Annotated in this window: 21 protein-coding genes and 2 pseudogenes; 17 read left to right on the top strand and 6 right to left on the bottom strand. The window is 63.1% G+C overall.

Features of this window, described 5'->3' with window-relative positions; all coding sequences use genetic code 11:
- Nucleotides 1-18 precede the first annotated feature (18 nt).
- The 4 genes and pseudogenes from V1288_RS15635 (at nt 19) to V1288_RS15620 (ending at nt 5,929) form a co-directional block, all read left to right on the top strand.
- Complete coding sequence (locus V1288_RS15635; protein WP_334357886.1) at nt 19-1,215, top strand: ABC transporter substrate-binding protein; 1,197 nt, start codon at nt 19-21, stop codon at nt 1,213-1,215.
- Nucleotides 1,212-2,744, top strand: a complete 1,533-nt coding sequence (locus V1288_RS15630) for an acyl-CoA synthetase (RefSeq protein ID WP_334357885.1) — start codon at nt 1,212-1,214, stop codon at nt 2,742-2,744. The genes V1288_RS15635 and V1288_RS15630 overlap by 4 nt, the downstream gene beginning before the upstream one ends.
- Before the next feature lie 218 nt (nt 2,745-2,962).
- Nucleotides 2,963-4,055 (top strand): annotated as a pseudogene (locus V1288_RS15625) (DUF2855 family protein).
- A 107-nt stretch (nt 4,056-4,162) separates the two neighbouring features.
- On the top strand, nt 4,163-5,929 hold the full coding sequence (locus V1288_RS15620; RefSeq protein WP_334357884.1) for a flavin-containing monooxygenase: 1,767 nt from the start codon (nt 4,163-4,165) through the stop codon (nt 5,927-5,929).
- Here the strand turns inward: V1288_RS15620 and V1288_RS15615 are convergent.
- Entirely contained in the window at nt 5,889-6,878 is a 990-nt protein-coding gene (locus tag V1288_RS15615) for a DUF2380 domain-containing protein (RefSeq protein ID WP_334357883.1), read from the bottom strand. The genes V1288_RS15620 and V1288_RS15615 overlap by 41 nt on opposite strands.
- Nucleotides 6,879-7,085: 207 nt before the next feature.
- Between V1288_RS15615 and V1288_RS15610 the strand changes: the two genes are divergently transcribed.
- The 3 genes from V1288_RS15610 to V1288_RS15600 all read left to right on the top strand — a co-directional run bounded on the left by V1288_RS15610 (nt 7,086) and on the right by V1288_RS15600 (nt 10,199).
- On the top strand, nt 7,086-8,453 hold the full coding sequence (locus tag V1288_RS15610) for a histidine kinase (protein WP_442894026.1): 1,368 nt from the start codon (nt 7,086-7,088) through the stop codon (nt 8,451-8,453).
- Between the two features lie 2 nt (nt 8,454-8,455).
- Nucleotides 8,456-9,136: a response regulator transcription factor gene (locus tag V1288_RS15605; protein WP_334357881.1), complete on the top strand. Its 681-nt coding sequence runs from the start codon at nt 8,456-8,458 to the stop codon at nt 9,134-9,136.
- Between the two features lie 94 nt (nt 9,137-9,230).
- Nucleotides 9,231-10,199, top strand: a complete 969-nt coding sequence (locus V1288_RS15600) for a peptidyl-alpha-hydroxyglycine alpha-amidating lyase family protein (RefSeq protein WP_334357880.1) — start codon at nt 9,231-9,233, stop codon at nt 10,197-10,199.
- On the opposite strand, the gene V1288_RS15595 is transcribed toward V1288_RS15600, so the two are convergent.
- Nucleotides 10,196-11,119, bottom strand: coding sequence for a LysR family transcriptional regulator (locus V1288_RS15595; protein ID WP_334357879.1), 924 nt, complete (start codon nt 11,117-11,119; stop codon nt 10,196-10,198). The two genes, V1288_RS15600 and V1288_RS15595, sit on opposite strands and share 4 nt — an antisense overlap.
- Nucleotides 11,120-11,325: 206 nt before the next feature.
- On the opposite strand from V1288_RS15595, the gene V1288_RS15590 reads away from it, so the two are divergent.
- The 3 genes from V1288_RS15590 (at nt 11,326) to V1288_RS15580 (ending at nt 13,300) form a co-directional block, all read left to right on the top strand.
- Nucleotides 11,326-11,751: a YybH family protein gene (locus V1288_RS15590; RefSeq protein WP_334357878.1), complete on the top strand. Its 426-nt coding sequence runs from the start codon at nt 11,326-11,328 to the stop codon at nt 11,749-11,751.
- 109 nt (nt 11,752-11,860) lie between these two features.
- Entirely contained in the window at nt 11,861-12,415 is a 555-nt protein-coding gene (locus tag V1288_RS15585) for a LysE family translocator (protein WP_334357877.1), read from the top strand.
- A gap of 327 nt (nt 12,416-12,742) precedes the next feature.
- Complete coding sequence (locus V1288_RS15580; protein ID WP_214493640.1) at nt 12,743-13,300, top strand: HNH endonuclease; 558 nt, start codon at nt 12,743-12,745, stop codon at nt 13,298-13,300.
- A gap of 162 nt (nt 13,301-13,462) precedes the next feature.
- Here the strand turns inward: V1288_RS15580 and groL are convergent, their stop codons facing one another.
- Nucleotides 13,463-15,103 carry a chaperonin GroEL gene (gene groL, locus V1288_RS15575; RefSeq protein WP_334357876.1) on the bottom strand — a complete coding sequence of 547 codons (1,641 nt, stop codon included), beginning with the start codon at nt 15,101-15,103 and terminating at the stop codon, nt 13,463-13,465.
- Nucleotides 15,104-15,153: 50 nt separating this feature from the next.
- Nucleotides 15,154-15,468 carry a co-chaperone GroES gene (gene groES, locus V1288_RS15570; RefSeq protein WP_334357875.1) on the bottom strand — a complete coding sequence of 105 codons (315 nt, stop codon included), beginning with the start codon at nt 15,466-15,468 and terminating at the stop codon, nt 15,154-15,156.
- 296 nt (nt 15,469-15,764) lie between these two features.
- Between groES and V1288_RS15565 the strand changes: the two genes are divergently transcribed.
- Nucleotides 15,765-16,688 (top strand): division plane positioning ATPase MipZ, encoded by a 924-nt coding sequence (locus V1288_RS15565; RefSeq protein ID WP_334357874.1) that lies wholly within the window; start codon nt 15,765-15,767, stop codon nt 16,686-16,688.
- Between the two features lie 120 nt (nt 16,689-16,808).
- Nucleotides 16,809-17,144 (top strand): hypothetical protein, encoded by a 336-nt coding sequence (locus V1288_RS15560; RefSeq protein ID WP_334357873.1) that lies wholly within the window; start codon nt 16,809-16,811, stop codon nt 17,142-17,144.
- 78 nt (nt 17,145-17,222) lie between these two features.
- Here V1288_RS15560 and V1288_RS15555 read toward each other — a convergent pair whose 3' ends face one another.
- Nucleotides 17,223-17,582 carry an SPW repeat protein gene (locus V1288_RS15555; protein WP_334361315.1) on the bottom strand — a complete coding sequence of 120 codons (360 nt, stop codon included), beginning with the start codon at nt 17,580-17,582 and terminating at the stop codon, nt 17,223-17,225.
- Nucleotides 17,583-18,261: 679 nt separating this feature from the next.
- Here V1288_RS15555 and V1288_RS15550 point away from each other — a divergent pair.
- From V1288_RS15550 to V1288_RS15530, 5 genes and pseudogenes are all read left to right on the top strand, one after another.
- On the top strand, nt 18,262-18,783 hold the full coding sequence (locus V1288_RS15550; RefSeq protein WP_334357872.1) for an Hsp20/alpha crystallin family protein: 522 nt from the start codon (nt 18,262-18,264) through the stop codon (nt 18,781-18,783).
- 131 nt (nt 18,784-18,914) lie between these two features.
- Nucleotides 18,915-19,580 (top strand): annotated as a pseudogene (locus tag V1288_RS15545) (glycosyltransferase); the annotation flags it as partial.
- 201 nt (nt 19,581-19,781) lie between these two features.
- Entirely contained in the window at nt 19,782-20,753 is a 972-nt protein-coding gene (locus V1288_RS15540; RefSeq protein WP_334357871.1) for a S1C family serine protease, read from the top strand.
- A gap of 80 nt (nt 20,754-20,833) precedes the next feature.
- Nucleotides 20,834-21,904: a phospholipase gene (locus V1288_RS15535; protein ID WP_334357870.1), complete on the top strand. Its 1,071-nt coding sequence runs from the start codon at nt 20,834-20,836 to the stop codon at nt 21,902-21,904.
- Between the two features lie 54 nt (nt 21,905-21,958).
- Nucleotides 21,959-22,165 carry a hypothetical protein gene (locus tag V1288_RS15530; RefSeq protein WP_334357869.1) on the top strand — a complete coding sequence of 69 codons (207 nt, stop codon included), beginning with the start codon at nt 21,959-21,961 and terminating at the stop codon, nt 22,163-22,165.
- Nucleotides 22,166-22,241: 76 nt separating this feature from the next.
- Here V1288_RS15530 and V1288_RS15525 read toward each other — a convergent pair whose 3' ends face one another.
- Nucleotides 22,242-22,919, bottom strand: coding sequence for a DsbA family protein (locus V1288_RS15525; protein ID WP_334357868.1), 678 nt, complete (start codon nt 22,917-22,919; stop codon nt 22,242-22,244).
- Between the last annotated feature and the right edge of the window lie 13 nt (nt 22,920-22,932).

Genomic DNA, 22,932 nt, shown 5'->3' with positions numbered 1-22,932 from the left:
AACGGAGGGACGGAAACAATGAGAGTGTCGCGACCTTTATTGACGATCGCATTCGCGTTGTTGGCAAGTACTGCCGCTCTCGCCGAGGGCGACAAGGACGAGATCCGCATCGGCCAGACGCTGCCCTACAGCGGCCCGGCATCCGGCTTCGGCATCATCGGCCGGGCGCAGGAGGCCTATTTCGAGAAGATCAACACTGAGGGCGGCATCAACGGCCGCAAGATCAAGTTCATCAGCCTCGACGACGCCTACTCGCCGCCCAAGACGGTCGAGCAGACCCGAAAACTCGTCGAACAGGAGGAAGTGCTGCTGATGTTCGGTTCGCTCGGGACCGCCACCAACAACGCGGTGCATCGCTACCTCAACGGCAAGAAGGTGCCGCAGCTCTTCGTGCTGAGCGGCGCGACCAAATGGGCCGACCCGAAGAATTTCCGCTGGACCATGCCGGGAATGGCGGCCTACCAGTCCGAGGGCGTCGTCTATGCCAAGCATATCCTGCGGACCAAGCCTGACGCCAAAATCGCCATCCTTTCGCAAAACGACGATTTCGGCCGTGATTACGTCGCCGGCTTCAAGCGCGGCCTGGGAGACAAGGCCGCGACCATGATCGTGTCGGAAGCAACCTACGAGACCAGCGCGCCGACCGTCAGTTCGCAGCTTGCGACGCTGAAGGCCTCCGGCGCCAACGTGATGTTCGGCGTCGTGCTCGGCAAATTCACCTCGCAGATGATCAAGGGCGTGGCCGAGATCAACTGGAAGCCTGACCTGTTCTTTGTGCCGACCTCGGCGTCATCGATCTCGTTCCTGGAACCGGCCGGCCTGGAGAACGCCGTCGGCCTGATCTCATCCAGCAACGTGAAGGACACGCTGGACGCGCAATGGGCCAATGACCCCGGCGTGAAGGAATATTTCGCCTTCATGAAGCAATATCTGCCGAATGCGGATCTGACCAATTCGAACTACGCTGCCGGCTATCATTACGCCAACCTCATGGTGAAGGTTCTGATGGCCTGCAAGGGCGATCTCAGCCGCGAGAACATCATGAAACAGGCGGCGTCGCTGCGCGAGGTGCCGTTGCCGCTGTTGCTGCCGGGCATCACGGTATCGACCGATGCCGACGACTATCTGCCGTTCCAGCAATTGAGGCTGCGTCGCTTCGACGGCAAGAGTTGGGTCGGATTCGGTGAAATTCTGGACGACCGAGAGGAAAAATGACATCGATCATCGGCGGCGAACGCCAGATCAGCTATCCCGATATCCACGCCCGCATCGCGCGGGCGGCGGCGGGCTTCAGGGCGCTCGGCATCCGTGGTGGAACGCCAGTCGGCATGATGCTGCGCAACGATTTTGCGTTCTTCGAAGTCTCAGGCGGCGCGGCCGCACTGGGCAGCCCGGTGGTGCCGATCAACTGGCATCTGAAGGCCGACGAAGTCGCCTATATCCTCGCCGACAGCGGCGCCAAAATACTGGTCTGCCACGCCGACCTGCTGCCGCAGATCAACCATGGCCTGCCCGGCGATGTGCGGCTACTGGTGGTGCCCACGCCGCCGGAAATCGCCGCCGCGTTCAACGTTGCGCCCGCGCTGACGCAAGTCCCCGATGGCATGACCGACTGGGAGCGCTGGCGCGACACGCATGCACCGTTGCAGGAAGCCGCGATCGGCAGCGCGCCAATGTTCTACACGTCGGGAACGACCGGCTTGCCCAAGGGCGTGCGCCGCAAGCCGATGACGCCGGAACAGGCCGCGGCCTCGGTGCGCGTCGGCGGCATCGCCTATGGCGTGAAGCCGAACGAGGATCAGGTGATCCTGATGAACGGGCCGATGTATCATTCGGCGCCGAACTCGTACGGCATGCTGGCGTTCCGCAGTGCTTGCAGAATCGTGCTCGAACCGCGCTTCGATCCCGAGGACATGCTGCAACTGATCGAGCGCCACCGTGTGACCCACATGCACATGGTGCCGACCATGTTCGTCCGCCTGCTGCGGCTGCCTGATGAGGTGAAGCGGCGCTACGATCTGTCGTCGCTGCGCTTCATCGTGCACGGCGCGGCGCCCTGCCCGCCGCAGGTCAAGCGCGCCATGATCGAATGGTGGGGACCGGTCATCAACGAATATTTTGGCTCGACCGAAACCGGGATTCCGGTGTGGCACTCGGCCAACGAGGCGCTGGCAAAACCCGGCACCGTCGGCCGCGCCATCGAAGGCGGTGTCGTCAAAATCTTCCGGCCGGACGGTTCGCAGTGCGGCGTCAGCGAACCCGGCGAGATCTTCATGCGGCAGATGTCGGTGCCGGATTTCGACTATCACGGCAAGGCCGAGGCGCGGGCTGAAGCCGGCCGCGACGGCCTCGTCAGTGTCGGCGATGTCGGCTACCTGGACGAAGACGGCTACCTGTTCCTGTGCGACCGCAAGCGCGACATGGTAATCTCGGGCGGCGTCAACATCTACCCGGCGGAGATCGAGAACGCGCTGATCGGCATGGACGGCGTGCGTGACTGCGCGGTGTTCGGCGTGCCCGACGACGAGTTCGGTGAGCGGCTGTTCGCCTGCATCGAGCCGGAGGCGGATGCCGCACTGTCACCGGCCGCGGTGCAGGAGTTCTTGCGCGGACGTCTCGCCAACTTCAAGGTGCCAAAGGACATCCAGTTCATGGACGCGATGCCGCGCGAGGCGACGGGCAAGATCTTCAAGCGCAAGCTTCGCGATCTGCATGCCGAGGGTAAACTGCGCGCGATGGCGTGAGGGATCACCTTCCGCACCCTCCGCGTCATTGCGAGCGAAGCGAAGCAATCCATCTCTCAGCGCGGGGATAGATGGATTGCTTCGTCGCTTCGCTCCTCGCGATGACGAGGAAGCATTCTGCCATCCAAATCGAACAGCGTTTTAAACGTCATTGCTGTTGCAAAACGGTCATCGGACGGCGCAAAGATTGCTGCATCTGAGAAGCAGGGATCGAAACAATGCAATCCACCGACTTCGTCGTTGCCCGCAACGATCTGCAGCAATGCAAGGTGATCGAAACGCAACTGCCCGATGCGGCGGCCTTGCCCGATGAAGCGCTGCTGGTGAAGATCACGCGCTTCGCCTTCACCGCCAACAACATTACTTACGCCGTGCTCGGCGATCATCTGAAGTATTGGCACCTATTCCCGGCGCCCGCAGGTTTCGGCAACGTTCCGGTGTGGGGATTTGGCGAGGTGATTGCCTCGAAGCATCCCGGGATTGCCGCCGGCGAGACGCTGTTCGGCTACTTCCCGATGGCGACGCATCTTGTCATCGAAGCGGCCGACGTCTCTAAGCGCGGCCTGCGCGACGCCGCCGCGCACCGGCAAGGCGTGGCGCCGGTCTACAACGCCTATGCGCGCGTCGGCGGCGATCCGGCGTTTGCCGGTAAGCAGGGCGACTATCAGGCGCTGCTGCGCCCCTTGTTCATGCTGTCGTTCCTGGTTGACGACTTTCTCGCCGAGAACGAATTTTATGGCGCGAAAAGCGTGATGCTCTCCTCGGCTTCAAGCAAGACGGCCTACGGTCTCGCGCATCTACTGCATGCCAGAGCCAACGGCATCAAGGTGATCGGGCTGACGTCAGCGGGCAACACCGGCTTCGTCAATTCGCTGGGCTGCTACGACGAGGTCGTGACCCTATGACAACGTAAGCGCGCTGTCGGCGAATTCCGCGGTCGCGTATGTCGATATGGCGGGCAACAGCCCGTTACGCGCGTTGCTGCACCGGCACTTCGGCGAGCAAATGAAATATAGCGGAATCATCGGGCTCACGCATCGCAAGTCATCGCCTGATGAACCGGCGCAGGCGCTGCCGGGCGCCAAGCCCCAATTTTTCTTCGCGCCGGACCATATCCGCACGCGCGCCAGGGAATGGGGACCGGGCGGCGTCGACATGCGGTTCGGCGCGGCGTGGTCCACCTTCGTCCCGATGCTGGATCGATGGGTGACGGTCATCGGGGCCCATGGCCCCGGCGCAGTTCAACGCGCCTATCTCGACACTCTCAACGGCCGCGTGCCGCCGGATCAGGGGCTCATCCTGTCGCTGTAGCGGCGCATGACCGATATCTCCTCACGCCCATTCTGCGCCGTCCCGAATGGGTATAGGCTCGCAGGACTGGGAAACGCCGCGAAGACGGCTGGTGATGGGAAAGGCCCATGCTCGACAGGACGGACGACAGTTCGGTTGCCGCCGACACTTGGCTTGCGCAGTTCGAGGAAGCGCTCGGAAAACCCGACGATGGCCTGCTGAAGACGCTGTTTCATCCCGACAGCTATTGGCGTGACGTGCTGGCGCTGAGCTGGAACCTCCAGACCCTCAACGGCAGGGACGCCATCCTGAAGGCGCTGCCGCCGCTGGCCCGCAGTGCGGGGCCGAGCGGCTTCGCCATTGCCCCCGGTCGCGCCGCGCCCCGCAAGGTGATGCGCGCCGGCACCAGCGCGATCGAGGCCATCTTCAGGTTCGAGACCAAGGTCGGCCGCGGCAACGGCGTCATCCGCCTGATTCCGGATGCGGACGACGGCAACCGGCTCAAGGCCTGGACGCTGCTGACCGAGCTCGGCGAACTCAAAGGTTTTGAAGAACAGCTCGGCGTCAATCGGCCTCGCGGCAACGCGTACTCGCGAGACTTTCGTGGCCCCAACTGGCTCGACCTGCGCAACGCTTCGGCTGGCTATGCCGATCGCGATCCAACCGTCCTCGTCATCGGCGGCGGCCAATCCGGGCTTTCGATCGCCGCGCGGCTGAAGCAGTTGAATGTCGATACGCTGATCGTCGATCGCGAAAAGCGCATCGGCGACAACTGGCGCAAGCGCTATCACGCGCTGACGCTGCACAACCAGGTGCAGGTCAACCACCTGCCCTACCTGCATTTCCCGCCGAACTGGCCGACCTATATCCCGAAGGACAAGCTCGCCAACTGGTTCGAGGCCTATGTCGAGGCCATGGAGCTGAATTTCTGGACCGAGACCGAATTCGGGGGCGGCAGCTATGATGAGAAAGAAGACCGCTGGACGGTGACGCTGCGTCGCGCCGACGGATCCAAACGCACCATGCAGCCGCGCCATGTGGTGCTGGCGACCGGCGTCAGCGGCATTCCGAGCGTGCCAGTAATTCCCGGCCTGAAAGATTTCGCCGGCAAGGTGATGCATTCCAGCCAGTATGACGATGGCGAGAACTGGAAGGGCAAGCGCGCGATCGTGGTCGGCACTGGCAACAGCGGCCACGACATAGCGCAGGATTTGCATTCGAGCGGCGCCGAGGTCACGCTGTTCCAGCGCTCTTCCACGCTGGTCGTCAGCATCGAGCCATCGGCGCAACTGGTCTACGCGCCCTACAACGAGGGCACCCTCGAGGATAACGACCTGATCGCAACCTCGATGCCGCTCAAGCTGGCGCGCAGGAGCCATGCGCTGACAGCGGAAAAATCCAAGGCGCTGGATCAGGAACTGCTCGACGGCCTGGAGCGCGTCGGCTTCAAGCTCGATTTCGGCGAGGACAATACCGGCTGGCAGTTCAAATACCTCACCCGCGGCGGCGGCTATTATTTCAACGTCGGATGCTCTGACCTGATCGTCAAAGGCGACATCGCGCTGAGGCAATTCGCCGATCTCGACACGTTCGTCAGCGATGGTGCGAGAATGAACAGCGGCGAGACTGTTGCCGCCGATCTCGTCGTGCTGGCGACCGGCTACAAGCGCCAGGAAGAGCTGGTGCGCAAGCTGTTCGGCGAGACGGTAGCGAAACGCGTTGGCACCATCTGGGGCTTCGGCGAGGAGCAGGAGCTGCGCAACATGTACACGCGCACCGGCCAGCCCGGCCTCTGGCTGATCGCCGGCGGCCTCGCGCAATGCCGGATCGGCTCAAAGCACTTAGCGCTGCAGATCAAGGCGATCGAGGAAGGGCTGCTGCCACGGGGCGCATGAGATCCGCCTCGCGATCCCTGATTTGCCGGACGATGAAGTCTTCCGCGCGGCGCCACGCCTCGTCATTGTCGCCGCGGAAGGTGACGAGGCGATCGAACACCACCTTCCGCGCCTTCACATCGATGATGTCGAATTTCGCCCATTGCACCAGCGTGCTCATCTTGTGAACGCTGCCGATCAGGAGAAAGTCGACGCCGGCCGCCTGCGCCTTGCCGAGCAACTGACCGACATCGATGTCGCCGACCGAACAGGCGTTTGGCGGGCAGTCGAGGTCGGCACTTCGCAGCTTTCCGCCCGCCGCCAGATCGGTCCGCAGCGAGGCTTCGAAAGCGCGCAGGCGCCGCGCATGGTCGGCGCTTTGATCGATAACCTCGCCCGAGGTGTCAATATATTCGATTCCGGCGACCGCGAAGACGGGTGGCTTGTCCTGCGCCTGCGCCAGCAGACGGTTCTCGATCAGCCACCGCGCCCCGCGGCTCCAGGCCACGTTGGCGCCCATGCGGAGGTCGGTCTGCGCGACCGCGACGATCGCGCCGGATCTGGCGTCGCGAATCCGGTAGGTGACCGCGTATTCCGTTCGGGTGATGCGCGAGACGATCCCGATCATCGATTGGTCTGCGCCGTGGCCGGCGGCGATCTCGGCTTCGCAGCCGTCGCAATCCCGCAACTTGCCGGCTTTCGCGGCCTGGTCGTTCGCAGCGCTGATGTCGACCAGTTGGTAGCGCCCGGATGCCACGATCAGCCGACGGGCTTCCTCCGTCGAAAGCCGCAATTGCTCACGGTCGAAGTCATCAGCAGGGATATAGGCGGCCCCGGCGCTGAAATCCTCCAGTTCGAACGGAAACACGGCCATTTTGATCGGAGACGGCGCGGACGTCTCGGCAGCCCCAGCCGCTGCGAGCGCTGCAAGCACGATTGCCGGCGCGAGGATAAGGGCGATGGTACGCATGGATCACCTCAGAACTGCCAACCCGGTCGCAAGTTCGCCCGATCGGCTGGTTTTCCGAAACGGCAGCTTTCCCCGGATCGGCCGGGTGAAATACCCGATCTTGTCCTGTCTCTCTTGCCCCGCTTCCTTCCCGCCGAAATTTGCCTCTATATTCGAAACTGATGGAAGGAAGCGTGGGGAGGAAGCTTGCGACAGGCATCCAACTCCATGGCGGACCCGGCGCCCGCCATCGATCTGAAGCTGCGGCTGGCGTTGCGCGTTGCGGCGCTCGCGGCGGTTTGCTTCATTGCCGTCGCGGCCTATGCCTTGTTTGACAGCGACCGGGTTGCGAAGGCCAAGGCGAGCCGTATCGCCGAGATCGTGGCGCGGGATATCTCGTTGCGGCAATCGCAGGCGCAATGGCTCTCCGTGTCCATCGCCGCGACGCCGGATTTGCAGGGCATCGCGGAGCTGATGGAGTCGGGGCTCTGCATCGCCTACCGCGACAACACCGGCGCGTTTCGGCAAGGGGTCTGCAGCGGAGCGCCCGCCGACGAAATGGCCGCGCCCGAGATCTTCGCGTCGCTCTACCGCGCCGTCTTTCGTCCGGGTGAACCGGTCTCGATGCCGGTCCTCGTGGCCGGCAGTGCCCGGGGCACGGCGGTTGCGACCTTCGACCCCGCCACGCAGATCGGCCAGAGCTGGCGCGAGGCGAGCCGGCTGCTCTCCATCATGGCTTTCGCGCTGGCAGGGCTTTGTGTTGCGGTCTATGCCGCGCTGGCGCGTGCGCTGCGCCCGACCCAGGCAATCGACGCAGGACTGCGGCGACTGGCCGCGAACGATCTTTCCGCACGCCTGCCGCGTTTTGATCTCGCGGAATTGTCTGTCATCTCCGGTGTCTTCAACAAGCTTGCAGAACGGCTGCAGACCACGCTTGCCGAACGCAACGCCCTGACGCGAAAGCTGATCGAAGTACAGGACGAGGAGCGGCGCCATCTTGCACGCGAGTTGCACGACGAATTCGGCCAGTCGCTTTCCGCCATCGCGGCGCAGGCCGCAGCCGCCGCCCATACCGCGGAGCGCGAATGCCCGCCGCTGTACGAGGAATGTCGGGGCATCTCGCGCACGACGGCGCATATGATGGAAACCCTGCGCGGCGCGCTGGTGCGCCTGCGTCCGCCCGATGTCGAGGAACTCGGCCTCACCCTCAGCCTCGAAAGCCTGGTGGCGAGCTGGAACGGCTTCGAAAAAGGCCGCACCCGGTTTGAGATTGCCGTCATTGGCGAGGCCGACGATTTGCCGCCCGGCGTCAGCGCCAGTCTTTATCGGATCGCGCAGGAGGCGATCACCAATGCGGCAAAGCACGCGCACGCCCGGCACGTGCAGTTGCGGCTCGAGGCCGGCGACGCCGATATCGTCCTGACCGTCGAGGACGACGGCGAAGCGGCCGGCGCCGGCCTTACACCGAAAGCCGGCATGGGACTGCTCGGCATGCAGGAGCGCGTGGTTTCGCTCGGCGGGACCCTGCAATTCGAGCGGCGCCAGGCCGGCGGCGCCCGGCTTGTCGCACGCATTCCCATGCGAGCGGAGCCTTAGACATGGCAGCCTTGGACCTGGCGGACACCGCAGGCCGCACGCGCGTGATGCTGGCGGACGACCATGCCATCGTGCGCGAGGGCTATCGCTCGCTGTTGCAGAAGCAGGATCGCCTTCAGGTCGTCGCCGAAGCCGACAACGGTGCCGACGCCTATCGCGTCTACAAGGAAGCCAGGCCCGACCTCGTCATCATGGACCTGTCGATGCCGGGAATTGGCGGGGTCGAGGCTATCAGGCGTATCCGGCAATGGGACAAGTCAGCGCGCATCCTCGTCTTCACGATGCACCAGAGCGCCACCTACGCGGTGCAGGCGATCAAGGCCGGCGCACGCGGCTTTGTCACCAAAAGCAATCCGCCCGAGGCGCTATTGCGCGCGATCGCCGAGGTCATGGCCGGACGCATCGCGCTCAGCCCCGACATCGATCACGAACTCGCCATCAACAGCCTCGCCGGCGAGCCTTCGGCGATCGACGCTCTGAGCCCACGGGAATTCGAGATCCTGCGCATGCTGCTGGCGGAGAAATCCGTGGATGAGATCGCAAACACGCTGCATATCAGCGTCAAGACCGCGGCCAACACCCGCTATCAGATCCGCGCCAAGCTCGGCGTCGGCTCCGACATCGAATTGGTGCGCCTGGCGCTTCGCCAGCGGATCATCGCGGCGGAGGATATCGGGAGCTAAGTCTGGAAGAGACGTGCCATGCGCAAATTCCCCTCGTGCTTCGGACAGGTCTCTGCAACACTCCCGCCAACAAACATCAGACCGGGAGAAACACATGCCGGCTATTCTCGGCTCGGGCGAACACCATTATCGCGTGGTGGAGAATTGGGCGAAGCTGCCGGACGGCTGGAGCCTGACCGACGCCGCTTCCGTCGCGGTCGACAGCAAGGACCGAATCTATGTCTTCAACCGCGGCGCCCATCCGATGGTGGTGCTGGACCGCGAAGGCAATTTCATCACGAGCTGGGGCGAAGGCCTGTTCAATCGTGCGCATGGACTGCACATCGACGCCGACGACCATCTCTATTGCACGGATGACGGCGACCACACCGTCCGCAAATGCACGACCGACGGCAAGGTGCTGCTGACGATCGGCATCCCGAACAAGCCCGCGCCGTTCATGAGCGGTGAGCCGTTCCACCGCTGCACCCATACGGCGCTGTCGCCGAAGGGCGATATCTACGTCTCGGACGGCTACGGCAATGCCTGCGTCCATAAATATTCGCCGGATGGAAAGCTGCTGAAGACCTGGGGCGAGCCCGGCACCGATCCCGGCCAGTTCAACATCGTCCACAACATCGCGACCGATGCCGACGGCTGGGTCTATGTCGCCGACCGCGAGAACCACCGCGTCCAGGTGTTCGACGGCAATGGCAAATACGAGACGCAGTGGAACTTTCTGCACCGGCCCTGCGCGCTATGTTGCTGCGGCGGTAAGCAGCCGAATTTCATCATTGGCGAGCTCGGTCCCGGCATGGCGGTCAACCGCAAGGTGCCCAATCTGGGCCCGCGGCTCTCGATCGTCGATTCAAAAGGCAAACGGATTGCCCGCCTCGGCGGCGAGAACGGCCCTGGGCTGGAGGCGGGAAAATTCCTCGCGCCGCACGGCATCGCGATGGATTCCAGGGGCGACATCTATGTCGGTGAAGTCGGCGTCACCGACTGGAAGACCAGCTTTCCGGATACGCCGATGCCGCCGGAGGTTCGGGTGAGCCGCTGCCTGCAGAAGCTGGAGAAGATCTAGACGGAAGGGCGGGATCGGCCTCGCCCCTCAAACAAATTGTGCTCGCGCGCAAGGCCCTCCCCGACGAGATCGAAGAAGGCGCGGACCCGCGCGGTCCGTTTCAGGTCAGCGTGTGTCACGATCCAGAGTTCACCAGCCAGATCCGGCACCGGGTTCGGCAGCGCGCGGGCGAGATCGGAATCTTCGTCACCGAGATAGCAGGGAAGCAGCGCAAGACCGATGCCGGCTTTCGCGGCGCTGAACTGATTGACGAGACTGTTGGTCCGGTAGACGAAGGCGCCATCTGGCGCCATTCGATTTAGCCAATCGGCAGCCATGATGCCGGCCGCCGTTTCTTCCCATCCGATCAGGGCATGACGGCCGAGGTCTTCCGGGGATGAAACGGCTCCGCCGCTCTTCTCGATATGGCCAGCAGCGCCATAGACGGTCCATGCGACGTCGGCGAGCTTGCGACCCCAGAGATCACCCTCCTTCGGCCGCATGGGACGAAGCGCGATGTCCGCCTCCCGTCGCGAGAGGTTGAGCACGCGGTTGTCGATTACGAGTTCAACGACGATGCCGGGATGGGTTCGCCGGAACGCGGCAAGATGGCTGGTGAGCTTTCTATATGCCAGCGTCTCCGACGAGGTGACGCGCAGGCGGCCGGAGAGACGGTGATCGCGGCCGGCAATGTCGCGGTCGATGGCGAGCGCCTCATCTTCCATCCGCTCGGCCGCCGTCGCCATCCGCTCGCCCTCCGGTGTCGCCTGGTATGCGCCGCCGGGAAGCCGTTCGAACAGGCGAACACCAAGCCGCGCTTCCAGCGCATTCAGGCGCCGGAACGCGGTCGAGTGATCGATATCAAGCGCTTTGGCGGCGCCGGTGAGGCTGCCTGCCCGATGCATCGCCAACACGAGTTGGGGTTCGTTCCAGTCCTCCATGGCTGCACAGCTAGGGGTTCCTTGCAGTTTCGCAAGTCGCGCTGGCGTATTTCCAACGTGCTTTCCGTGCCGCCAGACGTTACCTGTCGGAGCAACCAAAGCGAGATGAGGCAATACCGCATGACGCCAGTACAGCTTTGCGCCGAAGCATTAAGCCCGCTGCGTCAGCTCGCTGATCGATCAACCCTGAACATGGGAGTTGAGCCATGGGAGCTCCGTCCCCCGAACTTTGCAATCTCTGGCTGGCGCGCGCATTCAATGCGCAGGACGTTGACGCCGCGGCGGCGATGTACCACCCCGACGCCTCGATCGTTCAGGTCGACGAGGTCCATGGCGGCAGCAGAGTCGCGCGCGGCGCCGAAGGCATCCGGAAGACGATGGCGGCCTATGTCGGATTGAAGCCGCACATGGATGTCGTGACCCATCACACCACGGTCTCCGGCGACTTCGCGATGACGCGGTCGCAGTGGCTGATCAAGGGCACCGACGAAAGCGGCAAGCCGACCGAGGTGCATCATCACGGCATGGAGGTTCACCGCCGGCTGCCCGACGGCACCTGGGTGTTCTTCATGGATCATCCGTTCGGCGCCGATCCGGAATGGGCGGTCAAAGCGCCGCCGCACACTGAATAGTCGGGCCTTACTTCCAACCCCGGAGGAACGGCATGCAAGAACTTGCAGCGCTCGTCAGCATCGTCGCCGCGCTCAGTGTCGGGTGATCAGCCCCGGGCCCAGCTTCGTCATGGTGGCCCGCGTGGCGGTCGCATCCAGCCGCGTCAGGGCGCTTGCCACGGCGTTAGGTATGGGCGCAGGAGGCGCCATGTTCGGCGCAGCGGCACTGCTCGGGCTGCAGAGCGTCCTGTTGGCCGTACCTGCGCTCTATGCAGGGCTCAGGATCCTCGGAGGGCTGTACCTCTACTATTTGGGCTTTCTCATCTTCAGATCGGCGCGGCAGCCTCTCGCGGCCATCGGCGCTGACGGCGGGCGAAGCAGCGGGCCCTTTCGCGCATTTTGGCTGGGGCTCACAACACAAATAAGCAACCCGAAGGCAGCCATCGTCTATGCAAGCGTGTTCGCGGCTTTTCTTCCCGCATCCCTCTCGCTGGGGTTTGCTGCCGCGCTGCTTGCAGCCGTGTTTCTCGTCGAGACCGCCTGGTATGCGCTGGTCGCCGTGCTCTTCTCGTCGGCAGGGCCGCAACGGGCTTATCTGTCGTACAAGTCCTGGATTGACCGCGCGGCCGGTGCGGTCATGCTCGGTCTCGGCCTGAAGCTCGTGACGAGCGCTGCCAAACCGTAGGCGGCCGGTCGAAGATGCCCGGCTTTGTCATTCACGTCTCTTGTGGAAGCCGCCGGCAAATGGGCGCCTGTTGGTCTGAACGCCCGGCGTTGATGCGCGGCCCAAGGCGCCGAATCGCCAGTCCCGATCGCCCTATCACGATCGATTGACCGCGAAAGCCAGGCCTCTGCGGAGCAAGGAACCGAGGCGATTTCCCGGGCGTGGCTTGCCGCGGACACGTTCCCTTGCTGGATAAGCCCCGGAACGCTCTTCACAATCCCGTCACGCTGCCTGTAGTATGCAAGGCGCATGCTGCTTCGCAGCTAACATGGGGGTCAGGAGCGTTACTTGAACGCACATGTCTCGCAGGGCGGTTGGCCGGTACTGGTGCTGAACGCGGATTTCCGGCCGCTGAGTTACTACCCGCTGTCTCTCTGGTCGTGGCAGGACGCGATCAAGGCGGTGTTTCTCGATCGCGTCAATATCGTCGAGCACTATGACCGCGCGGTGCACAGCCCGAGCTTCGAGATCCAGCTTCCAAGCGTGGTCTCGCTGAAGTCGTTCGTCAAGCCGACCACGCATCCCGCCTTCACCCGGTTCAACGTCTTCCTGCGCGACCGCTTCGTCTGCCAGTACTGCCACGCGCATGACGACCTCACCTTCGATCACATCATCCCGCGCAGCAAGGGCGGCCAGACCACCTGGGAGAACGTGGTCGCGGCCTGCTCCCCCTGCAATCTGCGCAAGGGCAATCTGACGCCACAGCAGGCGCGGATGTTTCCGAGACAACACCCGTTCGCGCCGACGGTGCATCAGCTCCATCGCAATGGCCGGCTGTTTCCGCCGAACTACCTGCACGATAGCTGGCTGGATTATTTATACTGGGATACGGAACTCGATCCGTAAGGTTCGGCGCGCGGACTTATTGCACCTTCCATCGGTTGGCCTTCGATGCAGCCGGCAACGACATCAAGACAATGCGTTCCGGTTCCGAAGGCCACGCGCCATGGTGAAATTGAATCTCCAGTGATTGGCGCGCCCTCGCAGGCCCGCCAATCATCTCGCGAGTTAGATCTGATAGTCCATGTCGGCCATGCTCGCGCCCGGTGCTGTCGGCGGGGACTTCTTCTTCGGAAGTTCAGCGACCATTGCCTCCGTGGTGACCAGCAGGCCCGCCACCGAGGCGGCGTCCTCCAGTGCCGTGCGCACCACCTTGGTGGGATCAATAATGCCCTTTGAGATCAGGTTACCGAACTCGCCGGTCTGGGCATCAAATCCGAAGGCATACGTATCCTTGTCCAGGATCTGTCCGACCACGAGCGAGCCATCCTCGCCCGCATTGATCGCGATCTGGCGCGTCGGCCACGACAGCGCTTTCTTCACGATCTCGACGCCATAGCGCTCATCCTCGTTGGCTGCTTTCAGCCTGTCGAGCGCCTTGACCGCACGGAGCAGCGGAACGCCGCCGCCGGGCAAAATGCCTTCCTCGACTGCGGCGCGGGTCGCATGCAGCGCGTCGTCGACACGGTCCTTGCGTTCCCTCACCTCGACCTCGGTGGCCCCGCCGACGCGGATCACCGCGACGCCGCCCGCGAGCTTGGCGAGCCGCTCCTGGAGCTTCTCACGGTCGTAGTCCGAGGTGGTCTCCGCGATCTCCGCCTTGATCTGGGCGATGCGGGCTTCAATATCGGCCTTCTTGCCGCCGCCGCTAACGATCGTGGTATTCTCCTTCTCGATCCTCACCCTCTTGGCGTGGCCCAGCATATTGGTGGTCACGCTCTCCAGCTTGATGCCGAGATCTTCGGAGATCATGGTGCCGCCGGTCAGGATGGCGATGTCCTGAAGCATCGCCTTGCGGCGATCGCCGAAGCCCGGCGCTTTCACCGCCGCGACTTTCAGCCCGCCCCGCAGCCTGTTCACGACAAGGGTGGCAAGCGCCTCGCCCTCCACATCCTCGGCAATGATGAGCAGCGGTTTGCCCGACTGCACGATCGATTCAAGCAGCGGCAGCATCGGCTGCAGTCCCGACAGTTTCTTTTCATGGATCAGAATGTAGGGGTCTTCGAGCTCGACCCGCATCTTCTCGGCATTGGTGATGAAGTAGGGCGAGATGTAGCCGCGGTCGAACTGCATGCCCTCGACTACCTCGAGCTCGGTCTGCAGCGACTTGGCCTCCTCGACGGTGATGACACCGTCGTTACCGACCTTCTTCATGGCATCGGCCAGGAAGCGGCCGATCTCCGAGTCGCCATTGGCCGAAATGGTTGCAACTTGCGCGATCTCGTCGTTCGAGGTGATTTTTTTCGAGTTCTTCTCGATATCAGCGATCAGCGTATCGATAGCGCGGTCGATACCGCGCTTGAGGTCCATCGGATTCATGCCCGCGGCGACGGCCTTCGCACCCTCTTTCACGATCGCCTGGGCGAGCACGGTGGCAGTCGTGGTGCCGTCGCCAACGCGATCCGACGTCTTCGACGCCACCTCGCGCACCATCTGGGCGCCCATGTTCTCAAACTTGTCGTCGAGTTCGATTTCCTTGGCGACGGTCACCCCGTCCTTGGTGATGCGTGGCGCGCCGAACGACTTTTCGATGACGACGTTTCGTCCTTTCGGACCAAGCGTGACTTTCACCGTGTTGGCGAGAATGTCGACGCCGCGCAGCATCTTCTCGCGGGCATCGACCGAGAATTTGACTTCCTTGGCAGTCATGGTCTTGCTCCCTACGATACTATTCTTTTGCTAGGGGCGGACTGGCGGACTCAAGCGGCCTTGCGACTGGCGCCGGCGGCGACCAGCACGCCCATGATGTCGCTTTCTTTCATGATCAAGTATTCGGTGCCGTCGATCTTGACCTCAGTACCCGACCATTTTCCGAACAGCACGCGATCGCCGGCCTGGAGGTCGATCGGAACGAGCTTACCGGCCTCGTCACGCCCTCCGGGCCCGACCGCAATGACCTCGCCCTGTTGCGGCTTCTCCTTGGCTGTATCGGGAATGATGATGCCTCCGGCGGTCTTCTCCTCGGCTTCAACGCGCTTGACGACTACCCGATCGTGAAGCGGACGGAATTTCATTGCGTTCCTCCTCGGCTGTTTGTGGATACGATACGGAAATCGCAGCCATCGACAGGCGGAAAGTCTGCGACACGCGAAAGTCTGCGGCTGCAGCATGCGACCTAGGTGGGTCAGAGTTGCGCTTCAAGGGGCTTGCAAAAAAATGATCGATAAGTCGCGCGGCTGCAGGCGTTCCAGGAACAAACGGCTCGACGCGCCTGTTATCTCGCTGCCTGCCGCATTGGACTGTCGCGCTTTTGCGGAGCGCCCTTCCTGAGCAGGCTTGAAAGCAACCGACGGTTCGTGGAGGCGCAGCCGTGCTTACCGCGCCCGTACATCAATTGCGCCCGTCGCCGCATGTCGTCGTGGTTGGAAACGAAAAGGGCGGCTCGGGTAAGACCACAATCGCGATGCACCTCGCCGTTGCGCTGCTGAAGGCCGGCCAGCGCGTCGCAACCATCGACCTCGACGGCCGGCAACGGACCCTCACCCACTACGTCGAGAGCCGGCGCGGCTGGGCGCGGCGGAGCCAAACGGATCTGGAGTTGCCGACGCATTTCTGCATCGCACGCGTCGAAGGCGCCATGGTTGAGCAAAACGAGGCTGCCGAACTCTCCGATTTCCAGCGGGCCGTTGCCACCGCGCAGAATCGCCATGACTTCGTCGTGATCGATACGCCCCCGCATGACAGCTACCTGATGCGGCTCGCCCATTCGATCACCGACACCCTGGTGACGCCGCTGAACGACAGTTTTCTCGACCTCGATGTGCTGGCGACACTCGATCCGGTCACGTTGACGGTCACGGGGGTCAGCCGTTACAGCGAACTGGTGCGCGAGGCACGTCGCCATCGCCGGCCAGTCGACGGCGCTCTCGTCGATTGGGTGGTCGTGCGCAACCGCATCTCGCCGCAACAGTCACCAGCCGCCCCGGTTCTTTGCGGTTGCTTGCAGGAACTGGCGCTTAATGCAGGTTTCCGGGTCGCAACCGGCTTGCAGGAGCGCCCGATTTATCGCGATCTTTTTCCCCGCGGGCTAACCGCGCTGGACGAGCCATGCGACGCACTGCCCGGCATCGACGGGGAAGCGTCTCGCCTCCCCGTGCGCTGCGAGCTGCGGGGCTTGCTCGATGCATTGAAGCTGCCAATCAACGATCGCGGCCGACGCCGCGCAGCGCTTCGCGCCGAATGGTTTGCTTCACGCGATAACCCGCTGGACGCCGATATCCTGGCCGGTCCGTAAACGGCAAAGCGAACACGGTGGAACTTGCGGTCAAAAACCTCGTGAGCGCCGGGAACGACCGCGCGCGGTGTGGGTTCGGTTGTTCGGTTGCAAGCCAAGCAGTGAAGGAGATTGCGGAACATGATAACGAGATCGCGCATTTGCTCGACGGCCGGCCTGGCAATCGCCGGTTTGTTGGCCTTCGGCGTCACTGGTGCATCGGCACAGGCAATCTATGTCGATTCATATGCCGACCCCTATCCGGTAGCCGACCCGTATCCCGTGGCGGTGGCTCCAGGCAGCGTTTACGTCGCACCGGGGCCGGTCATCGGAGCACCGCCGATCGTGCGGCCACGCACCGTCGTGGTGAGCCGCCGGACCTATGTGCCGGCCCCCGCGTTTGGCGCGCCGGTGCCTTACGGCTACGCACCCTACGACTACACCACCGACGTCGGCTACGCGGTTTCCGGCTGGTGAGCCAATCGCGTAGACGCCCGCTCAGGATGGCCCCGCCGAAACGGGGCCATTCGTTTTTGGGCTTCTTTTTTATAGGCTCTAGCGGCCGGCCGTCAGTCGCGGCGGATTGTGATACCGCATCCACAACTCAGCGGCTGCCAGCGCAGCAACAACGACACCGATCACCACGTGAACGGTCATTGCTGTAGTTCCCTGGAATCCCAGCACCCATGGCGACGCGATCGCCCAGAGTCCCACGACAAGATTGAGCCACTCCTCCCACTCAGCAAACGCTGCGAGGGCGGCGATGGAGAGGATCGCAATCGCAATACCGGTGATCCAGGCGTTTTGCGATGGAGCTCCAGCCGCAAATCCGAAAATCCACGGCGAGACAATCAGCACCGCCCCGAGGATCAGGTTCGCCAAGTCGCAATATTTCTCATTCGACCACACGTTCATGGCTCCTCCTTCCGGAAGCCGATGCACGCGCTCTGTCGTTGGCGACGACAGCAAAACCGGAGAAACGGCTCCCAATATCTCCGCATTTTCGCGCTGCAAACGCAAATCAGGGCGTCCGGTTCCATTCGGTCCGGTTCAACGTCTGCTCGCCAGGGTTACTTCCCGACGACTGCCTTGTGTCGTCGGGCGAAGAAGGCGTTCCCGCGGATTTCGTGGCCGGCGGCTTGGCGGCTTGACGCGAAAGCACCGATGCCCACCGCCGTTCCGCGCGCTCCAGAACGTGCAGGGGCAAGTTGGGTCCATTCATTTGTTGTGCTCTCCACAAATTGAGATCGTTTGCGGACTAAGCCGGACAACGCACTGCTGGTTCCAAGCAAAAAATTTCAACTAGGAGATTGAAACCAGACGGAGGTTGGCTGGATTGTCTGCTCGCTTCGAATGCGGTCCGGACGCCTTCCCGGGCCCGGTGAGACCGGCGCTGGTCGTCTCCGGCACGGGAGCGTGTCGATGTATCCATGTCGCTCGGGGAAGACGTGGCCCATCAGGACCTTACGATTTCGCAAATTCACACCAAGCCGCTCAAACTTGGCCCCCCGGGCCCGGCGGCTAAAACCGGTGGCGGCGCTCGCCCGGGGTGCATTCCCTCGCCGACCGCTGGCGGTCGGGAGGATTTGGGAGAATGACAATGAACAGGACAGAACTCGTTCCGTTGAATCACCGTTTGCCGGTCGCGCGCGAGGGCCGGCGGCGCATTAGCGAGGGATTCGATCCGTTGTGGATGTTTCCTCACCGCGAGGTCGGTGGGCTCTTTGATGGTGTGTTTCGCGGCTTCTTCTTTGCTTTTGAGTTTGCGCCGTTTGGGTTCAGCCGCGCTGTGATCCAGCCTGACATCGAAATTGCCGAAACCAATACCGAGTACCGCGTCACGGCCGAACTCCCGGACTTCAGCGAGCGCGAAGTCGACGTTGAGCTCACCAAAAATGTGCTGACCATCAAGGGAGAGACAAACCGCGGCAGCAAGGACGGCGGTCGGCCATACGGCGAACACTGCTATGGCCGGATTGAGCGCTGCATAACTCTCGACTGCGACGTCGCGGAGGAGAATGTCGCGGCTTCATTCCGGAACGGCGTTCTCACCGTTACCCTGCCGAAACTGGCTGTCGCGCAGCGGACGAAACGGATCCCAATCAATAGCGGCTGACCGGCGCAGACCGCGAGCGAGACCAGGACAAGCGAGGTTGGGCGGGTCGTTGCGGCATCGACAGCAGACAAGATGATTTCGAACAAGAGTATCCGGACCATTGGACCTTGTAGCGCGGGTGGAGGACCGCCATGAAAATCGCCCAGATTGCCCCGCTTTTCGAAAGCGTTCCGCCTCGTCTTTACGGGGGCACCGAGCGAGTGGTTTCATACTTGAGCGAAGAGTTGGTCAAGCAGGGGCACCGCGTCACCTTGTTTGCGAGCGGCGATTCCGCCACTTCAGCCGAACTGGTCGCGTGCTCGCCGATGGCGCTGCGACTCGATCCGGACGTTCGCGACCACAGCCCGCACCACGTACTGATGCTGGAAAAGGTCCGCGAGCGGGCGCACGAATTCGACATCCTTCACTTTCACATCGATTACCTCCATTTCCCGATCTTCCGGCCAATGGCTGCACGGACAGTGACGACGCTTCACGGCCGGCTCGATATTGCCGATCTTTGGCCGCTGTACAGGACATTCGACGACATGCCGCTGGTCTCGATTTCCGATGCGCAGCGCAGCCCACTGTCGACTGCGAATTTCGTGGCGACCGTCCATCATGGAATTCCGCTCGATTTGCATCGACCGACACCTGCACCAAGGGAAGGCTATCTCGCCTTTCTCGGCAGAATTTGTCCGGAAAAGCGACCCGACCTGGCTATCAAGATTGCGCGAAGCTGCGGCATCCTGGTTCCGGTCCAATCGGATCCGACGGTCATTCCGACGGTCAAGGACCGCCCATTTTCCGAATTGCTGGAACGCCCGGGGCGAGCGCGGGCGCGTCATGACAGCGCTGGCCAAACGTGACGTTCGGAGTGGCCTGACCGGCACCACAATCATCCCATGGGAGACTTTCAAGCCGGTCGTTGGCAGAATATGATCGCTGGCAGTTTCGCGCGGCCCTGCTGGCCGAATTTTCTCGGAGGGTGCGCGCGCCGGTTCGCCAGGAGACCATCCATGCCTTCCTTGACCGAATGGAGAGTGCCGCCCGCAAACCAGCCGCGCGCGGGCGATTACGCATTCGACCTCGACAAAGCCCTGTCGTCGGTGGTCGGCCTGCATTCGATCATCCCGCCCGATGCCTTCAGCGCGGAGACGCTGGGCACCGAACGCGCCGGCAATGGCGTCGTGATCGATGACGGGCTGGTGCTGACCATCGGCTATCTGATCACCGAAGCCGAAGCGGTGTGGCTGCATCGCAGCGACGGCCGCGTCGTGGAGGGACATGCGCTCGGCTTCGATTTCGAATCCGGCTTTGGCCTGGTGCAGGCGCTCGGCGACCTCGATCTCGAGCCGCTGCCGCTCGGCTCTTCGGCGGCTGCGCAAGTCGGCGATCGCGTGGTGGTCGGCGGCGCCGGCGGGCGCACGCGCTCGGTCGCCAGCCAGATCGCCGCCAAGCAGGAATTCGCCGGCTATTGGGAGTACCTGCTGGATGAGGCGATCTTCACCCATCCCGCGCATCCCAATTGGGGCGGCACCGGGCTGATCTCCAGCCGCGGTGAACTGATCGGCATCGGCTCGCTGCAGCTCGAACGCGAGCGCGAGGGCAAGGCCGAGCATGTCAACATGATCGTGCCGATCGACCTGTTGAAGCCGGTACTCGACGACATCAGGAAATTCGGCCGCGTCAACAAGCCGGCGCGGCCGTGGCTCGGCATGTACACCACCGAAATCGACAACCGCGTCGTGGTGGTCGGCATCGCCAGCAAGGGACCGGCGGCGCGTGCCGAACTCAAGACCGGCGACGTGATCCTCGCGGTCAACGGCGACAAGATCACCAGCCAGACCGGCTTCTACCAAAAGCTATGGTCGCTCGGCGCCGCCGGCATCGACGTGCCGCTCACGGTCTACCACGAGGGCGTCACCTTCGACGTGGTGCTGAGTTCGACCGATCGCGCCAAGCTGCTGAAGGCGCCAAGACTGCATTAAAGCCTTTTGATTTGACGCGTTTTCTTGACGCGAACCGGTCACCACTTCGCTGGAAAACGCTTTGGGACAGGGAATACGTAATGAGTGAGGCCGTGGTGGACGACATCGTGGCCGTGCTGCCGCCGCTGTTGCAATCGCTGGAAGCGCTCGGCTTCATCGCGCGCTACCTCAATCCACCGGACTTCGACCGTGTGATGGAAGCGGCCGGCAAGCCGGACGACGCGCTGCGCGCGATCCGGCCGCGGCTCGAGCAATGGCCCGCGGGCTTCGCTGACATCAAGACTCCGCTCGAAACCGCAAGCGATGCGGCGCTCGCTGCGTTCGAAGCCTTGCGCGTCGTGCAAAGCGGCAACGGCGATTTCGTCAGCCTGTTTGGCGCGCTGCGTCACGCTCCGCGCGCGCAGGAAGCACTCTATGCGCTGTCGGCAAGATTGCCGCCGGTGAACCAGTTCTTTGTCGATCCTGCACTGCGCGGCGACGCCGACCTCGCGGCGCGGCTGGCGGCGCCGGCCAACGAAAACACCGGCGTCTTCCACAACGCCAACGAGCCCGGCAGCCGCGGCGGCTTCTCGCTCTACGTGCCGGAATATTACACGGTCGACCGCGCCTGGCCGCTGGTGATGGCGCTGCATGGCGGCAGCGGCAACGGCCGCGGCTTCCTGTGGAGCTGGCTGCGCGATGCCCGCAGCCGCGGCGCGATTGTGATCGCGCCGACCGCTACCGGGAACACCTGGGCCTTGATGGGCGAGGACACTGATACGCCGAACCTCATGCGCATCCTGGAATCCGTGCGCGCGCGATGGAACGTCGATCCGGAGCGGATGCTGCTGACCGGCATGAGCGACGGCGGCACCTTCTGCTACGTGACGGGTTTCGACGGCGCTTCGCCTTTCACCCACCTCGCGCCGGTGTCGGCGACCTTCCATCCGCTGCTGGCGGAAATGGCCGATGCCGACAGGTTGCGCGGCCTGCCCATTCATATCGTGCACGGCCGGCTCGACTGGATGTTTCCGGTGCAGGTGGCGCGGCAGACCAGCCAGGCGTTGTCTGCGGCGGGCGCTAACGTCACCTATCGCGAGATCGACGACCTCAGTCATACCTATCCGCGCGAGATGAACGCGGAAATCCTGCAATGGGTGACCGGCCCGTAGGCCGCGGAACCATCCTCCGGGCACGGCGTTATCAGCCGCAACGGAGGAACTACCATGCAGACGTTTGTCGGGATGATTTTGGGTGCGCTGCTGCTGGCTGGCGGCGTCTATGTCTACGATTCCATGCAGACGTCGAGCGTCGCGAGCGGCCAGGTCGCCCAAGCCAATCGCACCATCGTCAACTGGGACGTCGTGGCCGCCGACTGGAGCAAGCTGAAGACGCGCGCCCATGAGGATTGGGTCAAGATTTCGTCGAAGTAAATTCAGGCGCCAGGAACGATAGGGTACACGCCGTCGTCGGTCACGACGGCGTTTTTCTGGGCGTTTTTTCTGATCGCTAGTTGCTCTTCTTCGCCTTGCGCGCGTCGGCGATCACCATCTCGAATTCCGCCATGGTCAGGATTCCCGGCACGCGGAACTTGCCGACGATGAAGGACGGCGTTCCCTTGAATCCAAACGCCACCGCCTGATCGTGGTTGCGGGCGAGGATGGCGTCGATCGCCCTGGCGTTGGTCGTGGCGTCGCGGTTGAGGCGATCCATGTCGATGCCGGCGCCGGCCAGCAATTCGCGGATGCGCGGTTCGGTCAATTTCGAGCTGACGCCTATCATGGCCTCATGCGCGGCCAAGTACTTGTCCTGATACTTCGCCGCCAGCGCCATCCGCGCTCCGAATTTCGAGACCTCGCCCAGGATCGGCCAATCCTTCAGCACCAGGCGGACCTTGCCGTCGTCCTGCACGACTTGGTGGATCTCGGGTGCGATCTTGCGGCAATACGGACAATTGTAATCGAACCATTCGACGATGTTGATGTCACCCTCGAGATTGCCCGTCGCGGGTACATCAGGGTCCCGCAGCACCAGCGCCTCGGTCAGAACGTCGTCGCTGCCTTGCGCGAACGCCGATCGCTGTGCCGCGCCGGTGCCAAGCAGCGCGGCACCGCCGCCGAGCAAGCCGAGCGCCTTGCGCCGTGTGCATCCCGGGTTGGTCCCGGTGGGATTATTCGATCGCTTCATGTGGGTCTCGCGA

The sequence above is a fragment of the Bradyrhizobium sp. AZCC 2176 genome, from assembly GCF_036924645.1.
Taxonomy (GTDB): Bacteria; Pseudomonadota; Alphaproteobacteria; order Rhizobiales; family Xanthobacteraceae; genus Bradyrhizobium.
Note: the sequence above shows the minus strand (reverse complement) of the source record. Positions and strands in the feature narration are given on the sequence as shown.